The 21,316-nt window shown below is 51.0% G+C and carries 18 protein-coding genes and 1 pseudogene; 12 read left to right on the forward strand and 7 right to left on the reverse strand.

Translation table 11 applies throughout. The annotated features are described in order from the left end of the window. Window positions 1–37: 37 nt before the first annotated feature. Both OGX86_RS07580 and OGX86_RS07585 read left to right on the forward strand, forming a co-directional pair. Window positions 38–1,432: a GntP family permease gene (locus OGX86_RS07580; RefSeq protein WP_196776256.1), complete on the forward strand. Its 1,395-nt coding sequence runs from the start codon at window positions 38–40 to the stop codon at window positions 1,430–1,432. Window positions 1,433–1,443: 11 nt separating this feature from the next. Next, window positions 1,444–2,214, forward strand: a complete 771-nt coding sequence (locus OGX86_RS07585; RefSeq protein WP_048226485.1) for a 3-hydroxybutyrate dehydrogenase — start codon at window positions 1,444–1,446, stop codon at window positions 2,212–2,214. Window positions 2,215–2,298: 84 nt separating this feature from the next. Here OGX86_RS07585 and osmC read toward each other — a convergent pair whose 3' ends face one another. After that, a complete protein-coding gene (gene osmC / locus OGX86_RS07590) occupies window positions 2,299–2,730 on the reverse strand; it encodes a peroxiredoxin OsmC (RefSeq protein WP_003833007.1) in 432 nt (143 codons plus the stop codon). A 227-nt stretch (window positions 2,731–2,957) separates the two neighbouring features. On the opposite strand from osmC, the gene sra reads away from it, so the two are divergent. Further along, a complete protein-coding gene (gene sra, locus OGX86_RS07595; RefSeq protein ID WP_003833009.1) occupies window positions 2,958–3,098 on the forward strand; it encodes a stationary-phase-induced ribosome-associated protein in 141 nt (46 codons plus the stop codon). Between the two features lie 179 nt (window positions 3,099–3,277). Next, window positions 3,278–4,975, forward strand: coding sequence for a malate dehydrogenase (gene maeA / locus OGX86_RS07600; RefSeq protein ID WP_003833011.1), 1,698 nt, complete (start codon window positions 3,278–3,280; stop codon window positions 4,973–4,975). Between the two features lie 69 nt (window positions 4,976–5,044). On the opposite strand, the gene OGX86_RS07605 is transcribed toward maeA, so the two are convergent. Further along, window positions 5,045–5,947 carry an endonuclease/exonuclease/phosphatase family protein gene (locus OGX86_RS07605; protein WP_071692399.1) on the reverse strand — a complete coding sequence of 301 codons (903 nt, stop codon included), beginning with the start codon at window positions 5,945–5,947 and terminating at the stop codon, window positions 5,045–5,047. 466 nt (window positions 5,948–6,413) lie between these two features. Between OGX86_RS07605 and OGX86_RS07610 the strand changes: the two genes are divergently transcribed. The 3 genes from OGX86_RS07610 (at window position 6,414) to OGX86_RS07620 (ending at window position 8,912) form a co-directional block, all read left to right on the forward strand. Then, window positions 6,414–8,129, forward strand: a complete 1,716-nt coding sequence (locus tag OGX86_RS07610; protein ID WP_286639724.1) for an ABC-F family ATP-binding cassette domain-containing protein — start codon at window positions 6,414–6,416, stop codon at window positions 8,127–8,129. 220 nt (window positions 8,130–8,349) lie between these two features. Then, window positions 8,350–8,628 (forward strand): type II toxin-antitoxin system RelE/ParE family toxin, encoded by a 279-nt coding sequence (locus OGX86_RS07615; RefSeq protein ID WP_003833016.1) that lies wholly within the window; start codon window positions 8,350–8,352, stop codon window positions 8,626–8,628. Continuing rightward, the gene (locus tag OGX86_RS07620; RefSeq protein WP_003833018.1) at window positions 8,628–8,912 is read left to right on the forward strand and encodes a HigA family addiction module antitoxin; all 285 of its coding nucleotides are present in this window, start codon (window positions 8,628–8,630) and stop codon (window positions 8,910–8,912) included. Before OGX86_RS07615 ends, OGX86_RS07620 begins: the two co-directional genes overlap by 1 nt. 41 nt (window positions 8,913–8,953) lie before the next feature. Here OGX86_RS07620 and OGX86_RS07625 read toward each other — a convergent pair. The 4 genes and pseudogenes from OGX86_RS07625 to fdnG all read right to left on the reverse strand — a co-directional run. Beyond that, a pseudogene (locus tag OGX86_RS07625) lies at window positions 8,954–9,554 on the reverse strand (inorganic diphosphatase); the annotation flags it as partial. Between the two features lie 129 nt (window positions 9,555–9,683). Then, entirely contained in the window at window positions 9,684–10,340 is a 657-nt protein-coding gene (gene fdnI / locus OGX86_RS07630; RefSeq protein WP_003020054.1) for a formate dehydrogenase-N subunit gamma, read from the reverse strand. Continuing rightward, entirely contained in the window at window positions 10,333–11,217 is an 885-nt protein-coding gene (fdnH, locus tag OGX86_RS07635) for a formate dehydrogenase N subunit beta (RefSeq protein ID WP_003833024.1), read from the reverse strand. Before fdnH ends, fdnI begins: the two co-directional genes overlap by 8 nt. 13 nt (window positions 11,218–11,230) lie before the next feature. Next, on the reverse strand, window positions 11,231–14,278 hold the full coding sequence (fdnG, locus tag OGX86_RS07640; protein ID WP_095533095.1) for a formate dehydrogenase-N subunit alpha: 3,048 nt from the start codon (window positions 14,276–14,278) through the stop codon (window positions 11,231–11,233). Window positions 14,279–14,566: 288 nt separating this feature from the next. Here fdnG and yddG point away from each other — a divergent pair, with 288 nt between their 5' ends. From yddG to OGX86_RS07655, 3 genes are all read left to right on the forward strand, one after another. After that, window positions 14,567–15,448: an aromatic amino acid efflux DMT transporter YddG gene (gene yddG, locus OGX86_RS07645; RefSeq protein ID WP_071692401.1), complete on the forward strand. Its 882-nt coding sequence runs from the start codon at window positions 14,567–14,569 to the stop codon at window positions 15,446–15,448. Between the two features lie 460 nt (window positions 15,449–15,908). Next, window positions 15,909–16,994 carry a porin OmpD gene (gene ompD / locus OGX86_RS07650; RefSeq protein ID WP_048214180.1) on the forward strand — a complete coding sequence of 362 codons (1,086 nt, stop codon included), beginning with the start codon at window positions 15,909–15,911 and terminating at the stop codon, window positions 16,992–16,994. Between the two features lie 83 nt (window positions 16,995–17,077). Next, entirely contained in the window at window positions 17,078–17,518 is a 441-nt protein-coding gene (locus OGX86_RS07655) for a GFA family protein (RefSeq protein ID WP_003833032.1), read from the forward strand. Between the two features lie 3 nt (window positions 17,519–17,521). Here the strand turns inward: OGX86_RS07655 and OGX86_RS07660 are convergent, their stop codons facing one another. Further along, entirely contained in the window at window positions 17,522–19,006 is a 1,485-nt protein-coding gene (locus OGX86_RS07660) for an MFS transporter (RefSeq protein ID WP_048227613.1), read from the reverse strand. Window positions 19,007–19,123: 117 nt separating this feature from the next. Here OGX86_RS07660 and OGX86_RS07665 point away from each other — a divergent pair, with 117 nt between their 5' ends. Together OGX86_RS07665 and OGX86_RS07670 are read left to right on the forward strand one after the other, a co-directional pair. Continuing rightward, window positions 19,124–19,702 (forward strand): TetR family transcriptional regulator, encoded by a 579-nt coding sequence (locus OGX86_RS07665; RefSeq protein ID WP_128316910.1) that lies wholly within the window; start codon window positions 19,124–19,126, stop codon window positions 19,700–19,702. A gap of 212 nt (window positions 19,703–19,914) precedes the next feature. Further along, on the forward strand, window positions 19,915–21,300 hold the full coding sequence (locus tag OGX86_RS07670; protein ID WP_008784805.1) for a NarK family nitrate/nitrite MFS transporter: 1,386 nt from the start codon (window positions 19,915–19,917) through the stop codon (window positions 21,298–21,300). Window positions 21,301–21,316 lie beyond the last annotated feature (16 nt).

Below are 21,316 nucleotides of genomic sequence, written 5' to 3' on the forward strand. Positions count from 1 at the left end.
TTTCTGTACCCCACTATAACAATGATATTGAGGAGTCATGATGAGTGTATTAATCGCCCTGGCAGCGTTGGGCCTGCTGATGCTGGCAGCCTATCGCGGATATAGCGTTATCCTGTTTGCCCCCATCGCGGCATTAGGTGCTGTATTACTCACTGAACCCAGCGCCGTCGGCCCTGCTTTCACCGGCCTGTTTATGGAAAAAATGGTCGGTTTTGTGAAGCTTTACTTCCCGGTGTTCTTGCTGGGGGCAGTGTTTGGCAAGTTAATCGAGTTATCTGGGTTTTCACGTTCCATTGTTGCCGCCGCTATCAACATTCTCGGCCGTCGCCATGCCATTCCGGTTATTGTGCTGGTATGTGCGCTGTTGACCTACGGCGGCGTATCGCTGTTCGTCGTGGCGTTTGCGGTGTATCCGTTCGCGGCCGAACTGTTCCGTCAGAGCAATATCCCGAAGCGGCTGATCCCGGCAACCGTTGCGCTGGGCGCGTTCTCCTTCACCATGGATGCCCTGCCAGGCACACCGCAGATCCAGAACATTATTCCGACCAGTTTCTTCGGTACCAACGCCTGGGCCGCGCCGTGGCTGGGTCTGATAGGTTCCGTGTTTATCATCGTTGTTGGTCTGGTTTATCTCGAACGTCAGCGTCGTAAAGCGCAGGCAAAGAATGAAGGCTATGGGACTGAACTGTTAAACGAGCCGGAAACGCCGGATAACATTAATCTGCCGAACCCGATCATCGCGATCTCTCCGCTGATCCTGGTTGGGGTATTTAACCTGCTGTTTACCCGCTGGATCCCGCAATGGTATGGCGCCACGCATCAACTGGAGCTTCCGGGTCTCGCCAAGCCGATTACCACCGAAGTCGGTAAAATCACCGCTATCTGGGCAGTGGAAGCGGCGCTGATTTCTGGGATCCTGCTGGTGGTGCTCTTCGGCTACCGCAACATTAAAGGTCGCCTGGCGGAAGGCAGCAGAACGGCGGTTGGCGGCGCGATCCTCGCGGCGATGAACACCGCGTCAGAGTACGGTTTTGGCGCAGTGATCGCCGCCCTGCCAGGTTTCCTTGTACTGTCAAAAGCACTGGCGGCTATTCCTGACCCGCTGCTCAATGAAGCTATCAGTATCACTACGCTCGCCGGGATCACCGGTTCGGCGTCTGGCGGGATGAGTATTGCCCTTGCCGCCATGTCTGACACCTTTATCGCGGCCGCTCACGCTGCCAATATCCCACTTGAAGTCTTTCACCGCGTGGCGTCTATGGCCAGCGGCGGTATGGACACCCTGCCGCATAACGGCGCAGTCATTACCTTATTAGCTATCACCGGTCTCAGCCACCGTCAGGCGTATGGCGGAATTTTTGCTATTACCGTCATTAAAAGTCTGGCCGTACTGTTTGTCATCGGCGTCTTCTACACCACCGGAATTGTTTAAGGAGAATCATCATGAACTTAACGGGAAAAACCGCCCTGGTTACCGGCTCGACCAGCGGTATCGGATTAGGTATCGCACAGGTGCTGGCGCAATCGGGTGCCACCCTGATCCTCAACGGGTTTGGTGATGTGGATGCCGCCAAAGACGCTGTTGCGCAATATGGCAAAACGCCAGGTTATCATGGTGCGGATCTGAGCAATGAAGCGCAAATTGCCGACATGATGCGCTATGCCGAGAGCGAATTCGGCGGTGTTGATATTCTGGTCAACAACGCGGGAATCCAGCATGTATCCCCGGTGGAAACCTTCCCGGTTGATAAATGGAACGCAATTATCGCCATTAATCTCTCTTCCGTTTTTCACACCACGCGTCTGGCGCTTCCTGGTATGCGCGCGCGAAACTGGGGGCGCATCATTAATATCGCTTCTGTTCACGGCCTGGTGGCCTCAAAAGAGAAATCTGCCTACGTAGCGGCGAAGCACGGCGTGGTGGGATTCACCAAGACCATCGCACTGGAAACCGCGCAGACGGGTGTAACCTGCAATGCGCTGTGTCCCGGCTGGGTGCTCACGCCGCTGGTCCAGCAGCAGATCGATAAGCGTATTGCCGAAGGCGCAGAGCCTGAGGCTGCGCGTGACGCCCTGCTGGCGGAAAAGCAGCCGTCGCGCGAATTCGTCACGCCGGAACAGTTAGGTGAGCTGGCACTATTTCTGTGTTCAAACGGTGCGGCGCAGGTGCGCGGCGTGGCGTGGAATATGGATGGCGGTTGGGTAGCGCAATAACATCATCAGGTGCCGGATAAGACTGACTTACATCCGGCGCAATCGTAGGCCGGATAAGACGCAGTCGCATCCGGCACGCCACGATTAAGACTTCAGCTGATAATCCAGCGTAATTTCCGCGTTCAGTACCTGCGATACCGGGCATCCGGCTTTTGCTTTCTGGATGATGCCGTCAAACGTGGCGGCGTCTATCCCCGGCACGCTCACCTGGCTATGCAACGCGACTTTAGTGATCGCAAACCCGGCATCTACTTTATCCAGAGAAACATCGGCAGTGGTATCAATGGCATCTGGGGTAAACCCCGCTTCACCCAGCATCAGCGAAAGTGCCATCGAGAAGCAGGCTGCATGGGCCGCGCCAATCAACTCTTCAGGATTGGTGCCTTTCTCACCTTCAAATCGTGTATTAAACCCATACGGTTGCTGATTCAACACGCCACTTTCGGTCGACACAGTGCCTTTGCCGCGCTTAATGTCGCCTTCCCAGTGTGCCTGACCTTTCTTATGGATAGTCATTACCGCTCTCCTGTGTTGTCGTCGGAGTTACTAGTATAGGACGGCTGAGAAAAAGCATGTTACATACGGGATAGTTCTCATTTGCCGCTTAAGCATTGACCTTTCAGATAAAATGACCGACCATCCAGAAAGCCGTTATGTTGAACATCGGCTTTATATCAGGTTGTATTTCGTCCGTTCTCATACGGGCTCGCCCTTGAAACCAGTAACAGGATTAAGGAGTTAGAATGAAATCGAACCGTCAGGCCCGTCATATTCTCGGACTGGACCACAAAATCTCAAATCAACGTAAAATCGTGACCGAAGGTGACAAAACCAACGTGGTCAATAATCCTACTGGAAGAAAGCGCCGCACTGACGGCAAGTAGCCTTTCGCACGTCTGACTGAGTAACGAGATAAACACCATTGCAACCGCAGTGGTGTTTTTGCTTATAAAACCCCTTAACCCATTCACAATGCTTTATACTTCGCCCGTTTCCCTGGCGGACAGGCTACATACGATCATAAAGAGCGCCAGGGACGGTTATTCAAAAAAGAGTGAGTGACATGGAAAACGAAACCAAAAAATTGCGTTCCCTTTACATCCCCTACGCTGGCCCGGTACTGCTGGAATTCCCTTTACTGAATAAAGGGAGCGCCTTCAGTGTGGAAGAACGCCGTAACTTCAACCTGCTGGGGTTACTGCCGGAAGTGGTCGAGACGATTGAGGAACAGGCTGAACGCGCCTGGATCCAATATCAGGGATTCAAAACCGAAATCGACAAACATATTTACCTGCGCAACATCCAGGACACCAACGAAACCCTGTTTTACCGGCTGGTGCATAATCACCTGGATGAGATGATGCCAGTTATCTATACCCCAACGGTCGGCGCGGCCTGTGAGCGTTTCTCTGAGATTTATCGTCGTGCGCGCGGCGTGTTTATCTCATATCAGAACCGCCACAATATGGACGATATCCTGCAAAACGTCCCTAACCACAATATCAAGGTCATCGTTGTCACCGATGGCGAACGTATTTTAGGTCTTGGCGATCAGGGGATCGGCGGGATGGGTATTCCAATCGGTAAACTGTCGCTGTATACCGCATGTGGCGGAATTAGCCCGGCCTACACTCTTCCGGTGGTACTGGACGTGGGGACCAACAACCAGCAACTGCTGAACGATCCGCTGTATATGGGCTGGCGCAATCCACGTATCACTGATGATGAATACTACGAATTCGTTGATGAATTCATCCAGGCCGTGAAGCATCGCTGGCCGGACGTGCTGTTGCAGTTTGAAGATTTCGCACAGAAAAACGCTATGCCACTGCTGACCCGTTATCGCGATGAAATTTGCTCGTTTAACGACGATATTCAGGGCACCGCGGCGGTTACCGTCGGTACGCTGATTGCGGCTAGCCGCGCGGCCGGTAGCCAGTTGAGCGAACAGAACATCGTCTTCCTCGGTGCGGGTTCAGCCGGTTGCGGGATCGCCGAGCAGATCATTGCGCAAATCCAGCGTGAAGGTTTAAGCGAAGAAGCGGCGCGTCAACGTGTATTCATGGTCGATCGCTTCGGCCTGTTAACAGACAAAATGCCGAACCTGCTCTCCTTCCAGACCAAACTGGTGCAAAAACGCGAAAATCTCCAGCACTGGGATACCCAAGAAGATGTCCTGTCGTTGCTCGATGTGGTGCGCAACGTTAAGCCGGATATCCTGATTGGCGTTTCCGGACAAACCGGCCTGTTTACCGAAGAGATCATCCGCGAAATGCACAAGCATTGTCCGCGTCCGATCGTCATGCCGTTGTCTAACCCCACTTCCCGTGTTGAAGCTACGCCACAGGATATTATCGCCTGGACCGAAGGTAACGCGCTGGTTGCGACCGGTAGTCCGTTCGCACCGGTACTGTGGAAAGATAAAATTTACCCAATCGCCCAGTGTAACAACGCCTATATCTTCCCGGGTATCGGCCTGGGTGTGATTGCGTCTGGCGCGTCGCGCATCACTGATGAAATGCTGATGTCGGCGAGTGAAACGCTAGCGCAGTATTCACCGCTGGTGCTCAACGGTGAAGGTCTGGTGCTACCGGAACTGAAAGATATTCAGACCGTTTCTCGCGCGATTGCCTTTGCCGTGGGTAAAATGGCCCAGCAGCAAGGCGTGGCGGTGAAAACCTCCGCCGAAGCGCTGCAACAGGCGATTGACGATAATTTCTGGCAGGCGGAATATCGCGACTACCGTCGTACTTCTATCTGACGCTTTGCCCGGCGGCAAACTGCTGCCGGGCAATTTTAAGCGTTCGATGAACAATAGGCTGTATGCGGATTACTGCTCTGAAAGTTCAAGCTCTGCAATTACCGGCAGGTGGTCGCTCGCCGTAGACCACGTAAATTCGGGTGAATTATGTGGGATCTGCAGATTTTTGACGTTCCACTTTTGCCCTTTAAATGTGAAAATATGGTCTATATCAATCGCAGGGTTAACGGCTGGCCAACTGCGCGTGTCAATTCCCTCTTTCGTCACTTCATTGAAAAAGTAACGTATTTCTTTAAGGGGTTGTTCATCCCGGGTTGAATTGAAATCTCCCGCCAGGATTTTAATTGAAGATGCGATATCCGGGAAATCTGTTGTTGCGTCACCAATGCTAATATCTAACAGGTAACGCGCCTGCTCAGTTCGCATGGTCGGATCTTTTTGCCAGTCTAGGTGAGTTACCATGATGATCGGTGCGGAATCAAAGCCTGGAACATCAATCTGCGCCAGTAATGCCACACGTTGTTCTGCATCACCCGACGGTAATTTCACGACCTGCGAATGCAGTATTTTATATTTGGAAAGAAGACCTAAGCCGTATTCACCGCCGTCAAAGTCGATAGCTTTTCCAAAGACATAATGCAGTTTATTGGCATCAGCGATTTTTTTGAGTTGATCAATCTTCTGGCTACGTCCTGTTTTATTATCAACCTCAGGAACCGCAATAATATCGGCATTTATTCTTTCAATCGCCGAATTAAGTGCAGTAAAATCCGTTACATCAGCAGAGGCTTCATTTTTACCAATGTTATAGGTGGCTATCTTTAAATGAGGTTTTTGTTGCGTGTAAATTTTGTCGGGAACCCCACCTTTTTGAACTTTAAGTATCTCATTACCCGCAAGTTTTTCACTTGCCTGTGCATTTGAAAATAAACATCCCAGCGCAATCATCGTTAATGTAATTGTTTTTTTCATGTTATCTATTCTCCAAATAATAAAATAGTGTGCAGAGGATACTGGAGAATGTAGATCGTTGTTGTGATCCTTAACCCATACTTTTGACGCGAAGAAAATTAACTTTCGCATGAATAATCTACGTTCATTTCTTCTGAATCAAGGTAACTGTTCCCGTATCAGTGCTTACGGTTCCAATGCTGCCGGGCGTGCAAAGCTTGCGCGACTGCGTAACTTGCGATTACACTTTCGCTACCGATCAACATTCTGAAAAACAAAAGGAGGATACTTATGCTGTACTGTGAACGTTTTATCGTTTCACATGCTTTTGGCGATCGCCAGTGCTCAAGCGTTATCGGTATCGTGCTGCGATAACTTCTGCTTGAGCGAAGCTAACTTCTAAATCCCCTTCTCTCGGGCTTACCGGGTTATCGTCAGCGATGTTTGACGAGGCGTTTTCACGCCTGTAACTCTTGAGTAAGCAACAATGAGCACATTACTAACCGCACAATCCTTACACGTTGATACGGCATTCGGCACGCTATTCGACGATCTTTCCTTTACCCTGAAAAAAGGCGACCGCATCGGGCTTATCGGTTACAACGGCTGTGGCAAAAGCACGCTGTTAAAACTGCTCGACGGCACGATCTCGCCCACCAGTGGGGCAATCGCGCAGGCGAATCACTGTCATCTCGCTCGTGTGGAACAACATCTACCTGACGATATACTGCCGCTTACGCTACAGGAAGCCGTTCTCGCTCAACTTCCCGAGCATGAACGCGCAGCTCAGCAGTGGCGGGTTGAAGCACTGCTTGCCGAAATGGGTTTTACGCCAGAGAATTTATCTCTGACTGCGCAAACGTTGAGCGGTGGCCAGCACACGCGCTTGCTATTAGCGCGGGCGCTGATGCGTAATCCTGACCTGCTGCTGCTGGATGAACCGGGTAACCACCTGGATTTGCCAACATTACTGTGGCTGGAGCAGTTCTTACAGAACTGGTCTGGTAGTTTTGTGGTGGTTTCCCACGACCCGCAGCTGCTGGACGCGGTGACTCACGGAACCTGGATCTTGCGCGATCGCACCCTGCATGCCTTCGATCTACCCTGTAGCGCGGCGCGTCAGGCTCTGGCAGAAAGAGATGTCAGCGATGCTCTGCGCCACAAGGCTGAGCAAAAAGAGATAGACCGGGTGACTGCCAGCGCCAAACGGCTGGCAACCTGGGGGCGGGTCTACGACAACGAAGATCTCTCCCGCAAGGCCAAGCAGATGGAAAAACAGGTACAGCGCCTGAAAGAGGTGCAAACAGAAGTGACGTCAGGAAGTCAGTGGACACTAACATTGCAGGGTGATGCCCTGCGTGCAGATCGTTTGCTGGAGATGACCAATCTGTCTGTAGCCCCTGCTCCCGGTGCAGATACACTGTTTTCCATTGCCGGTATCCGGTTAAAAAGCGGCGATCGCGTGGCGATTGTCGGGCGTAACGGTTGCGGGAAATCATCGCTATTAAGGCTTATCTGGCAACAGTTTCAGTCACAGCTGGCATCGCCTTCACTGGTGTTACACCCGCGCGTTACCCTGGGTTATTACGACCAGACGCTGCATCAGCTTGCCGATAACGATTCATTGTTTGACGCGCTGGAAGCGTTTGCCCCGCAGCCAGAGATTCGCAAGATGGCGTTGATTAGCGCGGGATTTCCGTGGGTTCGTCATGCGCAGCGAGTCAGCACGTTAAGCGGCGGTGAGCGCTCCCGGTTACTGTTTGTTGGGTTGACGCTTGCGCGCTACAGTCTGCTGATGCTCGATGAACCGACCAACCATCTGGATATGGAAGGCAAAGAGGCGCTGGCAGAAACGCTACAAAGCTATAACGGCGGCGTGTTGCTGGTCAGTCACGACCGGCAGCTTATCAGCCAAAGCTGCAACCGGTTCTGGTTAATCGACAATGGCGAACTCAGTGAATGGCACGATCTGGAGGCGGTCAATGCGCGTATTCGGGAAACGTCCGCGGAGATAACCGTTCCCAAAACGGTGGCCGAAGAGAAAACTGAAATAAACGGTGACAGCGATAGATTGCTGGAACAGCTTCTCGATCTTGAGCAGCGTCTGGCCGACGATCTCGCCCGCAAGCCGAAACATCAAAAACCGTTGTTACAGGCGCAATGGCGCAAGGAGATTGAACGTCTGAACGCACAACTTGAGTAATCTTTATTGCCGGATGGCGCAAGCTTATCCGGCCTACATCAGCAAAATGCGCGTGTAGGCCAGGCATCCGGCAATTCTTGCGTGACGCTTTCCAGTTATTCCCCTTCTCCCTTTTTCTTTTTGCACATTCGCCGCACAATTTTAAATATCGCAATCTTGGTGTTGCGTTTAACGGAACATTGATGGTAGTGTTCCTCTTGAAGGAACAAGGATGATACGGATGATCATGAACTTCAGGCACAAGGGATTGCGCGATTTGTTTCTTCATGGACGAACATCAGGCGTTATGGCGAAACATGTCCGACGATTACGACACAGACTTGCCGTTATTGATGCGGCAAGCAAGGTTACAGATATCAATATGCCCGGTTATAAGCTACATCCTCTGGTGGGGGAACGCGACGGCATATGGGCAATTTCTGTTTCAGGTAACTGGCGTATTACGTTTGAATTCGTCAATGGCGACGCGTACATACTGGATTACGAGGACTATCATTGATGAAGATGGCAAATCATCCCCGTCCTGGGGATATCATTCAGGAAGCGCTGGAAGAACTCAATGTCAGCCTGCGCGAGTTTGCCAGAGCTATGGAGATTGCACCGTCAACGGCAAGTCGACTATTAACCGGGAAAGCGGCTCTGACGCCTGAGATGGCGATTAAACTCTCCGTAGTGATTGGCAGTTCACCCGAAATGTGGTTAAACCTGCAAAATACCTGGAGTTTGGCAGAGGCCCAAAAAAGCGTGGATATTTCACGTCTGCGTAAGCTGGCGGTACAGTGATATAAATGCCGGATAAACTTTTGTCATCCGGCATACCATTTATTGCTGCGGTTTTTTCTCTTTCCAGGCATCCCAGGCCTGTTTGATCTCTTGCTTTGCCGTAGCGGCGTCATTGAAACCGTTTAATTCGACCTTCTTGCGCCCTTCCGGCAGATCTTTGTACACGCGGAAGAAAGATTCCAGACGTTGAACTTCAATCTTGGGCAGATCGCTTAACTCTTTGATGTCGTCATAAGTGGGGTCAATTTTACTGGCCGGAACGGCGACAATTTTGTCGTCCTTTTCACCGCCGTCGATCATCTTCAGTACGCCAATAGCGCGCAGCTTAATCAACGTTCCCGGAGCAAGCGGCGCACGGGTATAAAAAATGACGTCCAGCGGGTCACCGTCACCGGCTAAAGACTGGGTGAGTGAACCGTAGTTGGCGGGATAGGCAACCGGCATTGACTGGAAGCGATCGGCAACGATAAAACCGGTTTTGGCGTCGGTTTCATATTTAATCATTCCACCTGCCGGAATTTCGGTTACGGCATAAAACTCTTCCGGGTTGTTCTCCGGCTGAGGAAATTCGAGGATGTTCTGCGCCTGAGCTGAAGCACAAAGAAACACGCTGACTGCGAGTAATTTTTTCACCAGATGCATTGTCTTTTAACTCTTCTATTATTGGAAAGACAACACCTTACGTTCAACAGATGACAGAAACATGACGTTTTTTTGGCAAAAAAATGGCGCTACCGATGTAGCGCCATTGCGTAGAGGGAACATCAGGGATTAGTTAACCCCCTCCTCGCTCTCTTTTTTCGCTTCTTGTCTTTCAACTTCGCGATACCAACGTGGGTGATGTTTCTTCGCCCAGCGACGGCTCACTTTCCCTTCAACCATGCCTTTAATCGATCCTTTCACCCAGAATGCCATATACATATGGATGAGGATGGCGTGCATCAGAATAATCCCCGCCGCCGCATGGATCAGCAGGCTATAGCGCACGACCTGCATCGGGAAGAACTGCGCAAAGTACGGACGCCAGATAATGATACCGGTAATCAGCAGCACGAAAATCATGCTCATAATCGACCAGAACATCATTTTCTGCCCGGCGTTGTATTTGCCCACATCTGCCACTTTGTGTTCATTGCCTTTCAGTACTTCCACAATGTTTTTCAGCCACGGAATATCTTTCTTATCCGGGATGTTGTGGTGCACAAAGCGTACAAACATGAACATCAGCGCCACGAAGATCAGTATGCCGAAGAACGGGTGCAAAATGCGTCCCATCTGCGGCGTACCGAAGGTTTGCGTCAGCCATTGCAGAGTCGGGAAGAAAAATGAAATCCCCGACAGCGCTACCAGGAAGAAGCAGATCACCACCGTCCAGTGACAGGCGCGGTCGATAAACTTCGTGCGCACAATCATTTTCGACTTACTCATGATGATCCTCCTCGTCGTCGTCCACTTCCTTATTCGGACCAATACCAATGTAGTGGTAAATCAGTCCGGCGAAGGTGGCGATAAATCCGGCAGCGGCCAGCGGCTTCAGCGCCCCTTTCCACAGATTGATAGAGGTATCTATCTGCGGGTCTTTTGGCAGACCGTGATACAGTTCAGGCTGGTTGGCATGATGCAGAACGTACATGACGTGCGTGCCGCCCACACCTTCAGGGTTGTAGAGACCGGCATGTTCAAAACCGCGAGCTTTTAGTTTTGCCACACGCTGTTCGCCCATTTCCAGCATTTCCTGCTTGGTGCCGAAATGTATTGCCCCGGTCGGACACGTTTTCACGCAGGCAGGTTCCTGCCCGACGCTGACGCGGTCCACACACAGCGTACATTTATACACCCGGTTATCCTCTTTATTGAGGCGCGGAATATTAAATGGACACCCGGCAATACAGTAGCCGCAGCCAATGCAGTGCTCTGACTGGAAATCGACAATCCCGTTGGCGTACTGGATGATGGCCCCGGCAGACGGGCACGCCTTCAGGCAGCCCGGATCTTCACAGTGCATACAGCCGTCTTTACGAATCAACCACTCCAGCTTGCCGTTCTGTTCGGTTTCGGTAAATCGCATCACCGTCCAGGACTTGGCGCTGAGATCGGCGGGGTTGTCATAAACCCCGACGCAGTGGCCAACTTCATCGCGGATATCGTTCCACTCTGAGCATGCCACCTGACAGGCCTTACAGCCTATACAGGTGGAAACGTCGATCAGCTTCGCGACTTCTGCTTTGTAATCACGGGCCTGAGGCGGCGGCGTGATGGAGTTTGTTGCGGACCGTTTGATGATGTCCTGCGTTTCCATAGACATATGTTCGCCTCCCTTACGCCTTCTCGATGTTAACTAAAAACGCTTTGTATTCCGGCGTTTGCGAGTTTGCATCACCGACATTCGGCGTCAGGGTGTTGGCGATAAAGCCTTTACGCGCGACTCCTTCAAAGCCCCAGTGGATTGGGATCCCAACCGTTTCTACCTGCTGACCGTTGACGTTCAGGGTACGCAGACGACGAGTGACCACGGCAACTGCGCGAATAAATCCACGTTTGCTGCTGACTTTCACGTGATCGCCGTTGTTGATCCCCTTCGCTGCCGCCAGCGTTTCGCTGATTTCCACAAACTGCTCTGGCTGGGCAATCGCATTCAACAATGCGTGCTTGGTCCAGGTATGGAAATGTTCGGTCAGACGATAGGTCGTCCCGACGTACGGGAAGTCCTGTTTCGTGCCCATACGGAGTTTATCCGCTTCGTACAGACGCGCTGCCGGGTTGGAGATCACATTCGGGTGCAGCGGGTTAGTGCCCAGCGGCGTTTCCATCGGCTCGTAGTGTTCCGGGAACGGACCTTCCGCCATCTTATCGATAGCAAACAGACGCCCCAGCCCTTCCGGCTGCATGATAAACGGATTGGTGCCACTGCCCGGTGCTGCGGTATTGAAGTCAGGGATATCGTTACCCGTCCACTTCGTACCGTTCCACTGGATAAGCATGCGTTTTGGATCCCACGGTTTACCCTGCGGATCCGCCGAAGCGCGGTTATACAGCACGCGACGGTTCAGCGGCCATGCCCAGGCCCAGCCCAACGTATTACCGAGGCCTGACGGGTCGGCGTTATCGCGATTGGCCATCTGGTTGCCCTGCTCGGTCCAGCTGCCGGTATAAATCCAGCAGGATGATGACGTAGAACCATCATCGCGCAGCAGCGCAAAGCTGTTGAGCAACTGACCTTTTTTCGCAACCAGCACGCCGTTGGCATCATAGAGATCTTCCAGCGCATAGCCGTTGTTCTCTTTCGCCACTTCTTCGGAATGCGGTTCGTCCGGCTGCTTATAGTTCCAGCTCATTTTCAGAACGGGTTCTACAGCTTTACCGCCTTCAGTGCGATACATGTCGCGCAGGCGGTGGTAAATACCGGCAAGGATCTCGCCGTCGTTGCGGGCTTCACCCGGTGCGTCCTGACCTTTCCAGTGCCACTGCAGCCAGCGGCCGGAGTTGGCGATGGAGCCGTCTTCTTCCGCAAAGCAGGTAGAAGGCAAACGGAAGACTTCGGTCTGAATCGACGCAGGATCAACGTCGTTTGATTCACCGTGGTTCTGCCAGAACGTTGAGGTTTCGGTCACCAGCGGATCGATAACTACCAGATACTTCAGTTTGCTGAGGCTCTGCACCACTTTGTTTTTGTCCGGGAAGGACGCAACCGGGTTAAAGCCCTGACAGATGTAGCCGGTGACTTTCCCGCTATCCATCATGTTGAAGTATTTGATGACGTCGTAGGACTGATCCCACTTCGGCAGCCACTCAAAGCCCCAATCGTTTTCTTTCTGCGCTGCATTGCCATAGAAAGATTTCATCAGGCTGACGAAGAACTTCGGATAGTTGCCCCAGTAGTTAACCTGATCGGCCAATGTCGCTTTTGGCGTGTTTGCGGCCAGATAGGTTTGCAGGTCTGTCTGTTTCTCTGACGGCAGCGTCAGGTAGCCCGGCAGGCTGGTAGAGAGCAGACCTAAGTCGGTTAGCCCTTGAATGTTGGAGTGACCGCGCAAGGCGTTGACACCGCCACCTGCCATCCCCATGTTGCCGAGCAGCAACTGGATCATCGCCATGGTGCGGATGTTCTGTGCCCCGACGGTATGCTGAGTCCAACCCAGCGCGTACAGGAACGTGGTGGTGCGATCGGCTGCACTGGTGGAAGCCAGCACTTCGCAGACTTTCAGGAAGTCTTCTTTCGGCGTACCACAAATGTTTTCCACCACATCCGGCGTGTAGCGGGAAACGTGCTGTTTTAGCAGGTTCCAGACACAGCGAGGATGGCTTAACGTTTCATCGCGTTTCGCGTAGCCGTTTTCATCGAACTGGTAGTTCCAGGACGATTTATCGTATTGGCGTTTTTTCGCATCGTACCCGCTGAACAGACCGTCTTCAAAAGCATAGTCATCCCGCACCAGCAGGCTGGCGTTGGTGTAATGCTTAACGTATTCAGCGTTAATTTTGTTGTTTTCAATCAGGTACAGCAAGACGCCGGACAAGAACGTAATGTCCGTGCCGGAACGAATTGGCGCATAGATATCCGCCACCGAAGCTGTACGTGTAAAACGAGGGTCAACAACAATCAGCGTGGCATCATTGTTGTTTTTGGCTTCCATCGCCCAGCGGAATCCCACCGGATGTGCTTCAGCGGCGTTACCGCCCATCACCATCACGACGTTAGCGTTTTTAATATCAACCCAGTGGTTGGTCATCGCACCGCGACCAAATGTTGGAGCAAGACTTGCTACCGTTGGTCCGTGTCAGACGCGCGCCTGGTTGTCTACTGCCAGCATGCCGAGTGAGCGCACAAATTTTTGCGTCAGCATGCCGGTTTCATTACTTGCCGCAGATGCACACAGCATCCCGGTTGAAAGCCAGCGGTTTACCGTTACGCCCTGCTCATTCTTCTCAATAAAGTTGGCGTCACGGTCAGTTTTCATCAGCTTCGCGATACGGGTGAATGCTTCATCCCAGCTGATACGCTGCCATTTGTCGGAACCAGGAGCGCGATATTCCGGGTAACGCAGACGGTTTTCACTGTGCACGTAATCCAGTAATCCTGCGCCCTTAGGACATAATGCCCCGCGGCTTACCGGATGATCCGGATCCCCTTCAATATGGTAAATCGACTCTTTGGCGTTTTTTGCTCCATCTCCCAGGCTATACATTAATAGCCCGCAACCTACGGAACAGTATGTGCAGGTGTTTCGGATCTCTTTGGCGCGTAACAGCTTATAGTTTCGCGCCTGAGCCAGTGCCATTTTGGGTGCAAAACCCAAAGCGGCTACTGTTGTTCCCGCCATACCGCCCGCGCAGATTTTAAAAAATTGTCTGCGGCTGACGTCCATTGCTTTCCTCTTTTTTGCAGGGGTTCGTACAGGACATCTCTCAAATCGCGCCAGCGCGGCATAATTGAAAGATGACATGTACAACTTCGCGACGAAACTATCAGCTATATCCATATTTTTTTTGCGTCAAATCAATAACGAAACGGTTCCGCTACTAAATAGTGCACTTTGTTTAACCTTTGTACCCATAAGGGGGTAGGTGAAAGGTAATTAGTTAGCGCGCTACGGTGTAAAAGTGCTATAAATTTCAGCTTGAATTTTTGCCAGCACCATGGACAGACAATCAGAATGACAAAACAAAAAGCGACGTTAATTGGGCTCATTGCCATCGTGCTGTGGAGCACGATGGTCGGGCTAATGCGTGGGGTAAGTGAAGGACTGGGTCCTGCGGGTGGCGCAGCAATGATTTTTTCGTTAAGTGGCCTGTTGCTGATTTTTACCGTTGGCTTTCCGAATATCAGAAAAATTCCTGTGCGTTATTTAATCGCGGGTAGCGTGCTTTTTGTTACCTATGAAATATGTTTAGCGCTGGCTCTCGGTTATGCGGCTACTCGTCACCAGGCTATTGAAGTCGGTATGGTCAATTATCTCTGGCCGAGTCTGACGATATTGTTTGCTATTTTATTTAATGGTCAAAAAACAACCTGGCTGGTAATCCCTGGATTAATTATCGCATTGACCGGGGTTTGTTGGGTATTGGGTGGTGAAAATGGCCTTAATCCTGGTGAAATTATAAACAACGTTGCCAGCAGCCCGCTTAGCTATTTCCTCGCCTTTCTTGGCGCATTTATCTGGGCAACGTATTGCACGGTGACCAATAAATACGCAAAAGGCTTTAACGGCATCACCGTGTTCGTTTTACTAACAGCCGCTAGTTTGTGGATTTACTATTTTATGACTCCGCAACCAGAAATGATTTTCAGCACTTCGGTAACTATTAAAATGTTCTCAGCGGCATTAACGTTAGGATTTGCCTATGCAGCGTGGAATATTGGCATTTTGCATGGCAACGTGACCATCATGGCCGTAGGTTCCTATTTTACCCCCGTGCTCTCTTCCGCACTGGCTGCTGTGTTACTCAGTGCACCGCTTTCGCTATCTTTCTGGCAGGGCGCACTAATGGTCTGCGCGGGATCGCTACTTTGCTGGCTGGCAACTCGCCGCGCCTGAAAAAAAACCGGGTTTTGTCGCGCAAATCTAAAACCCGGCTACACTGTAATTAAATTAATGAATAATAAATGTTCATTCCACTTGCGGGTTGTGTTTATATTTGTTTAATTAAATGTTAAATAATTGGTAATTGATTAACTCCCGAAAATATTTCATATTTACCTATAATCCTCAGCATGCATATATTACACATGCGTGACTAACGCCATTTAAACCATAGTTGCCATAATAGTCCCCTGCGTAAATATACCCATTCAGATTTGTCACATATAAAGATTAATACAATCAGCTATATTATGTAGATCTGGATCACACAACTTCAAATATTTCGCAATATTATGAAACTTATTATTGAACTTATACCACTGCGTCATTTAAAAATAGTTTGCCATTGACGAACCCCTTCGTTTAGCAATGGTTTAGGAAACACACCAAGAAAAAATTATAAGGATTATTTAGAATGAAACTTAAATTAGTTGCAGTGGCAGTGACTAGCCTGTTGGCGGCAGGTGCGGTAAACGCAGCTGAGGTATATAACAAAGACGCAAACAAACTGGATATCTACGGTAAAGTTCACGCTCAGCATTACTTCTCTGACGACAACGGCAGCGATGGCGACAAAACCTACGCGCGTCTGGGCTTCAAAGGCGAAACTCAGATCAATGACCAGTTGGTTGGTTTTGGTCAGTGGGAATATGAATTCAAAGGTAACCGTACTGAATCCACCGGTGGTTCCAACAGCGACAAAACTCGTCTGGCATTCGCTGGTCTGAAATTCGCTGAATACGGTTCTTTCGACTACGGTCGTAACTACGGCGTAGCATACGACATCGGCGCATGGACCGACGTCCTGCCTGAGTTCGGTGGTGATACCTGGACCCAGACTGACGTATTCATGACTGGCCGTACTACTGGCGTTGCAACCTACCGTAACACCGACTTCTTCGGTCTGGTTGAAGGTCTGAACTTTGCTGCTCAGTACCAGGGCAAAAATGACCGTGACAACCTGAAAGAAGCTAACGGTGACGGCTTCGGTCTGTCTACTACTTATGAGTACGAAGGCTTCGGCGTAGGTGCTACCTATGCGAAATCTGACCGTACCGACAAACAGTCTGTAGGTAACGGCGGTTTCATGGCTTCCGGTAAAAACGCTGAAGTATGGGCTGCTGGTCTGAAATATGATGCGAACAACATCTACCTGGCAACCACCTACTCCGAAACCCGCAACATGACCACCTATGGTGGCTCCGGTGTTACTGGTATTGCAGATAAAGCACAGAACTTTGAAGCTGTTGCTCAGTACCAGTTCGACTTCGGTCTGCGTCCGTCCATCGCTTACCTGAAATCCAAAGGTAAAGACATCAACGGTTACGGCGACCAGGATCTGGTTGAATACGTAGACCTGGGTGCTACTTACTACTTCAACAAAAATATGTCCACCTTCGTTGATTACAAAATCAACCTGCTGGATGACAACAACTTCACCAATGCAGCGAAAGTGTCAACTGACAACATCGTGGCTGTTGGTCTGAACTACCAGTTCTAATTTTGTTGTAGTCTGAATACAAAGCCAGTCCTTCAAGGGCTGGCTTTTTCTCTTAATGTAGACTCGGTCATAAGGAGTATGCCGTGCAGACATTCACTGGTCGTTGTCTTTGCGGACAGAGTCATTTTACCGTTGACGTCGAAATGCTGGATGTCTATGCCTGCCACTGTACGCTGTGTCAGAAATGGTCAGGCGGCATCGCCATGTATCTGGAAGCCAGCGCTCACCCGCTGATGTCGCCAGAATCGGCAGAACCTTCGCACTTTCCTTCTTCAAACCGTGGTGAACGGTTCTTCTGTTCCGGCTGCGGATGCCCACTGTGGTTTACGTTGACGGACAGCGATCGCTACTTTATTCCGTGGACACTTCTGGAACTTAATGAGGTAGATCGCCGCCGCCTGATATTAGCGGCAGAGATCTATACGGAAACACAGCCTGCGTTCTGGAGATTGACGGGGCAATACGCTCGACTCAGTGGGAAAGAAGTCGAAGAGATGGATTACCCCTGTCATTTAGCTCACTAGTTATTAACGTTGTACCTTTGCCAGACTGAACCACATTCCTATCGCTAATATGATAAGCATGCTGCCGGCGCTGCTTAAGGCCACGCTATGTGACCAGGTAAACGCTTCTCTGGCAGCCGTCAGCAATGCCTCACTCAGTGACGACGGGAGCGAGTGCGCCAGTTGTACCGCCTCCCCCATTGACGATGAAGCACGTTCTACTTCCTGCGGATTAAGTCCGGCTGGCGGCAGAATCGATGCAGAAAAGCTGCGGCTCAGCAGTAAGCCAAAGATAGCGATCCCAAGTCCTGCCCCCAGTTCATAAGCCATTGTCTCGATGGCGCCAGCGGCCGCGGCTTTTTCCGCCGGCGCTGCTGCCATGATGGCCGCCGTTGAAGCCAGGAGCGCACTGGCGGCGCTGAAGCCAAGCAAAGCCATCAACATCCAGGCTTGTACCTGTTGGCTACTGAAATCCGTCATCGCCAGGCCGTAAAAACTTACGGCGCTCAGTGCCATGCCCGCTGTTGCGACACAACGTAATCCAAGGCGTGAAACCAACATACCGGCAATAGGTCCGCTGAAACCACTTGCCAGCATCACCGGCAGCATGAACAATCCAGCCTGATACGGTGTTAAACCGTGAACAAACTGTAGTTCCTGAGCCATCAGCAACTCAAAACCCACCAGCGTAATCATCGCGGTCATCGCCATCACTACACCGCTCAAGATAATGCGATGCGTGAACAGACGCATATCAATCATCGGGCGAGCTGCCGCAAGCTGGATACGGACAAACTGCCACAACAGTAAAGCGCCGGTTAACAGCGTCAGGGCGATGGCAACGGTCGCCGTATGCCCTTTCAGCGCGGTTTTAGCGCTGTAAACCAACAGCAGAATGGCAACAATCAGCATTATCGCATGACCAAAATTTAACGATTGATCGCGACGTCCAGCCTGGCGCGGCACTAAGCGTGCGGTTAAAGCCATTACCACCAGGACAATCGGCACATTAATTAAGAATACGGACCCCCAGTAGAAGTGCTCCAGCAGCATCCCGCCAACCAGTGGGCCAAACGCCGCACCGCCGGAACCGACCGCCGCCCAGACGCCGAGCGCCATATTTCGATGCCGTTGCTCAGAGAACGTGGCGCGAATACCCGCCAGCGTTGCCGGAACAATCATCGCCGCGCCAATCGCCAATACCGCCCGGGTGGCAATCAGCCAGCTTGCGCTATGAGCAAAAGCGGCCGCCAGCGATGCGAGACCAAATAATCCACCGCCTAACAGCAGCAGACGTTTAAAGCCGATGCGATCGCCCAGCGCACCCATTGGCAATACCATTCCGGCCATTACCAGGGAATAAATATCAATGATCCACAGCAGCTCGTTACCACTGGCACCCAGCGTCATACTCAGCGTGGGCGCGGCAACGTGCAGCACCGTTGCATCAATCGCAACAGGGATGTAGACCAGCACAATAATGACTAACGTTAACCACTGACGAAACATAAAACTCCCTAACGAAACCAAAACTGGACACATGTCCAGCTTTAGCGATCCTACGGAAAATTGAACATATGTCCAACTTTTTGTTAGACTGCGATCTATACGGGTACAGGAGGAATGATGAGCTATCTAAATCGGGATGAACGTCGGGAAGTAATTCTGCAGGCAGCAATGCTTGTCGCACTTGAAGAAGGATTTTCCGCCATGACGGTTCGACGCATTGCTGCAGAAGCTCACGTCGCGACGGGCCAGGTACATCACCATTTCGCCTCTGCCGGCGAACTCAAATCCCAGGCATTTGTGCGTCTTATCCGCACTCTACTTGATGCCGAACTGGTCAGCGAAGACGCCAGTTTCCGTGAGCGACTGCATGCGATGCTAGGCAGTGAAGATGGTGGTCTGGAACCCTATATTAAGCTATGGCGTGAAGCACAGGTTGTTGCGGGTAAAGATCCGGAAATTAAAAGCGCCTACCTGTTGACCATGCGAATGTGGCACGAAGAAACCGCCAACATCATTACACAAGGACAGAAAGCCGGTGAGTTCTCATCCGCGCCTGATGCCGCCGACGTCGCATGGCGCTTAATCGCATTAGTCTGCGGCCTGGATGGTATGTACATATTAGGTATTGAGGAAATGGCCGATCCTGCATTCGATCGTCATCTTGATCGTATGATAACGCAGGAGTTATTTATTTGATGTAATAGATGGATTAACAATACATCTTTTATGTTTACAATTAGTAACACTTAAGCAACGTGTAATTCTCCCATCACGCCGCGTTATTGCGCTTTTTTATCTATTCTTTCAGTCAATATTCCTAAAACTTTTCAATAGTTTCTAAAAAGAAGCCGCGCGGCGCTGCATGCGTTTATTTCTTTTTCATGAACGGCATGTGCATGGAGAATAATATGTCATCATCAAATGAGAAAAATAATCGTTATCTTTTAACTGACTGGAAACCAGAGAACCCCGGCTTTTGGGAAAATAAAGGCAAGCACATTGCGCGCAGAAACCTCTGGATATCAGTGAGTTGCCTGCTTCTTGCGTTTTGCGTTTGGATGCTGTTCAGTGCCGTAGCCGTCAATCTGAATAAAATTGGTTTTAATTTCACCACCGACCAACTGTTTTTATTAACGGCATTGCCATCTCTTTCTGGTGCAATATTACGCGTACCCTACTCCTTTATGGTACCTATATTTGGTGGTCGTCGCTGGACCATTTTTAGCACGATTATTCTGGTTATTCCCTGCGTCTGGCTCGGATTTGCCGTGCAAAATACCGCTACTCCGTTTGGAGTATTTATCATCATTGCGCTGATGTGCGGATTTGCAGGCGCTAACTTTGCCTCCAGCATGGGCAATATCAGCTTTTTCTTCCCCAAAGCGAAGCAAGGCAGCGCGTTAGGCGTTAACGGTGGTCTCGGCAACCTCGGCGTCAGCGTGATGCAGTTGATTGCGCCACTGGTGATCTTTCTGCCCATATTTACCTTTTTGGGCGTACAGGGCGTACCGCAAGCTGACGGCTCGTTATTGTCGCTGGCCAATGCAGCATGGATATGGGTGCCGTTACTGCTGATAGCCACCGTGGCAGCAGGCATGGGAATGAACGACATTGCCAGCTCGAAGGCTTCAATTGCTTCCCAGTTACCGGTACTTAAACGTTTTCACCTGTGGTTATTAAGTCTGCTTTATCTCGCCACCTTCGGTTCATTTATCGGTTTTTCGGCAGGCTTTGCCATGCTGGCGAAAACCCAGTTCCCCGACGTGAATATCCTGCAACTGGCGTTCTTCGGCCCCTTCATCGGTGCGCTTGCACGATCGGCGGGCGGCGTTATCTCTGACAAGTTTGGTGGTGTGCGTGTCACCTTAATTAACTTCATCTTTATGGCACTGTTCAGCGCCCTGCTGTTTCTCACTTTGCCCGGCTCGGGCGAAGGTAGCTTTATCGCGTTTTACCTGGTGTTTATGGGCTTGTTCCTGACCGCGGGTTTGGGCAGCGGTTCAACCTTCCAGATGATTGCGGTGATCTTTCGCAAAATCACAATTTATCGGGTGAAGCTGCATGGTGGTACCGAAGAACAGGCTCAGCGGGAAGCGGTAACCGATACCGCAGCCGCCCTGGGATTTATTTCCGCTATTGGCGCAGTGGGGGGCTTCTTCATTCCTAAAGCGTTTGGCTCATCGCTGGCGTTGACCGGCTCTCCGGTGGGTGCCATGAAAATATTCCTCGTGTTTTACATCGTCTGCGTGCTGGTGACCTGGTTGGTCTATGGCCGTAAATCACAAAAAAAATAACAAAATGGATACCGCA

Origin of the sequence: Citrobacter sp. Cpo040 (assembly GCF_030332915.1) — a bacterium.
GTDB lineage: Bacteria > Pseudomonadota > Gammaproteobacteria > Enterobacterales > Enterobacteriaceae > Citrobacter > Citrobacter portucalensis.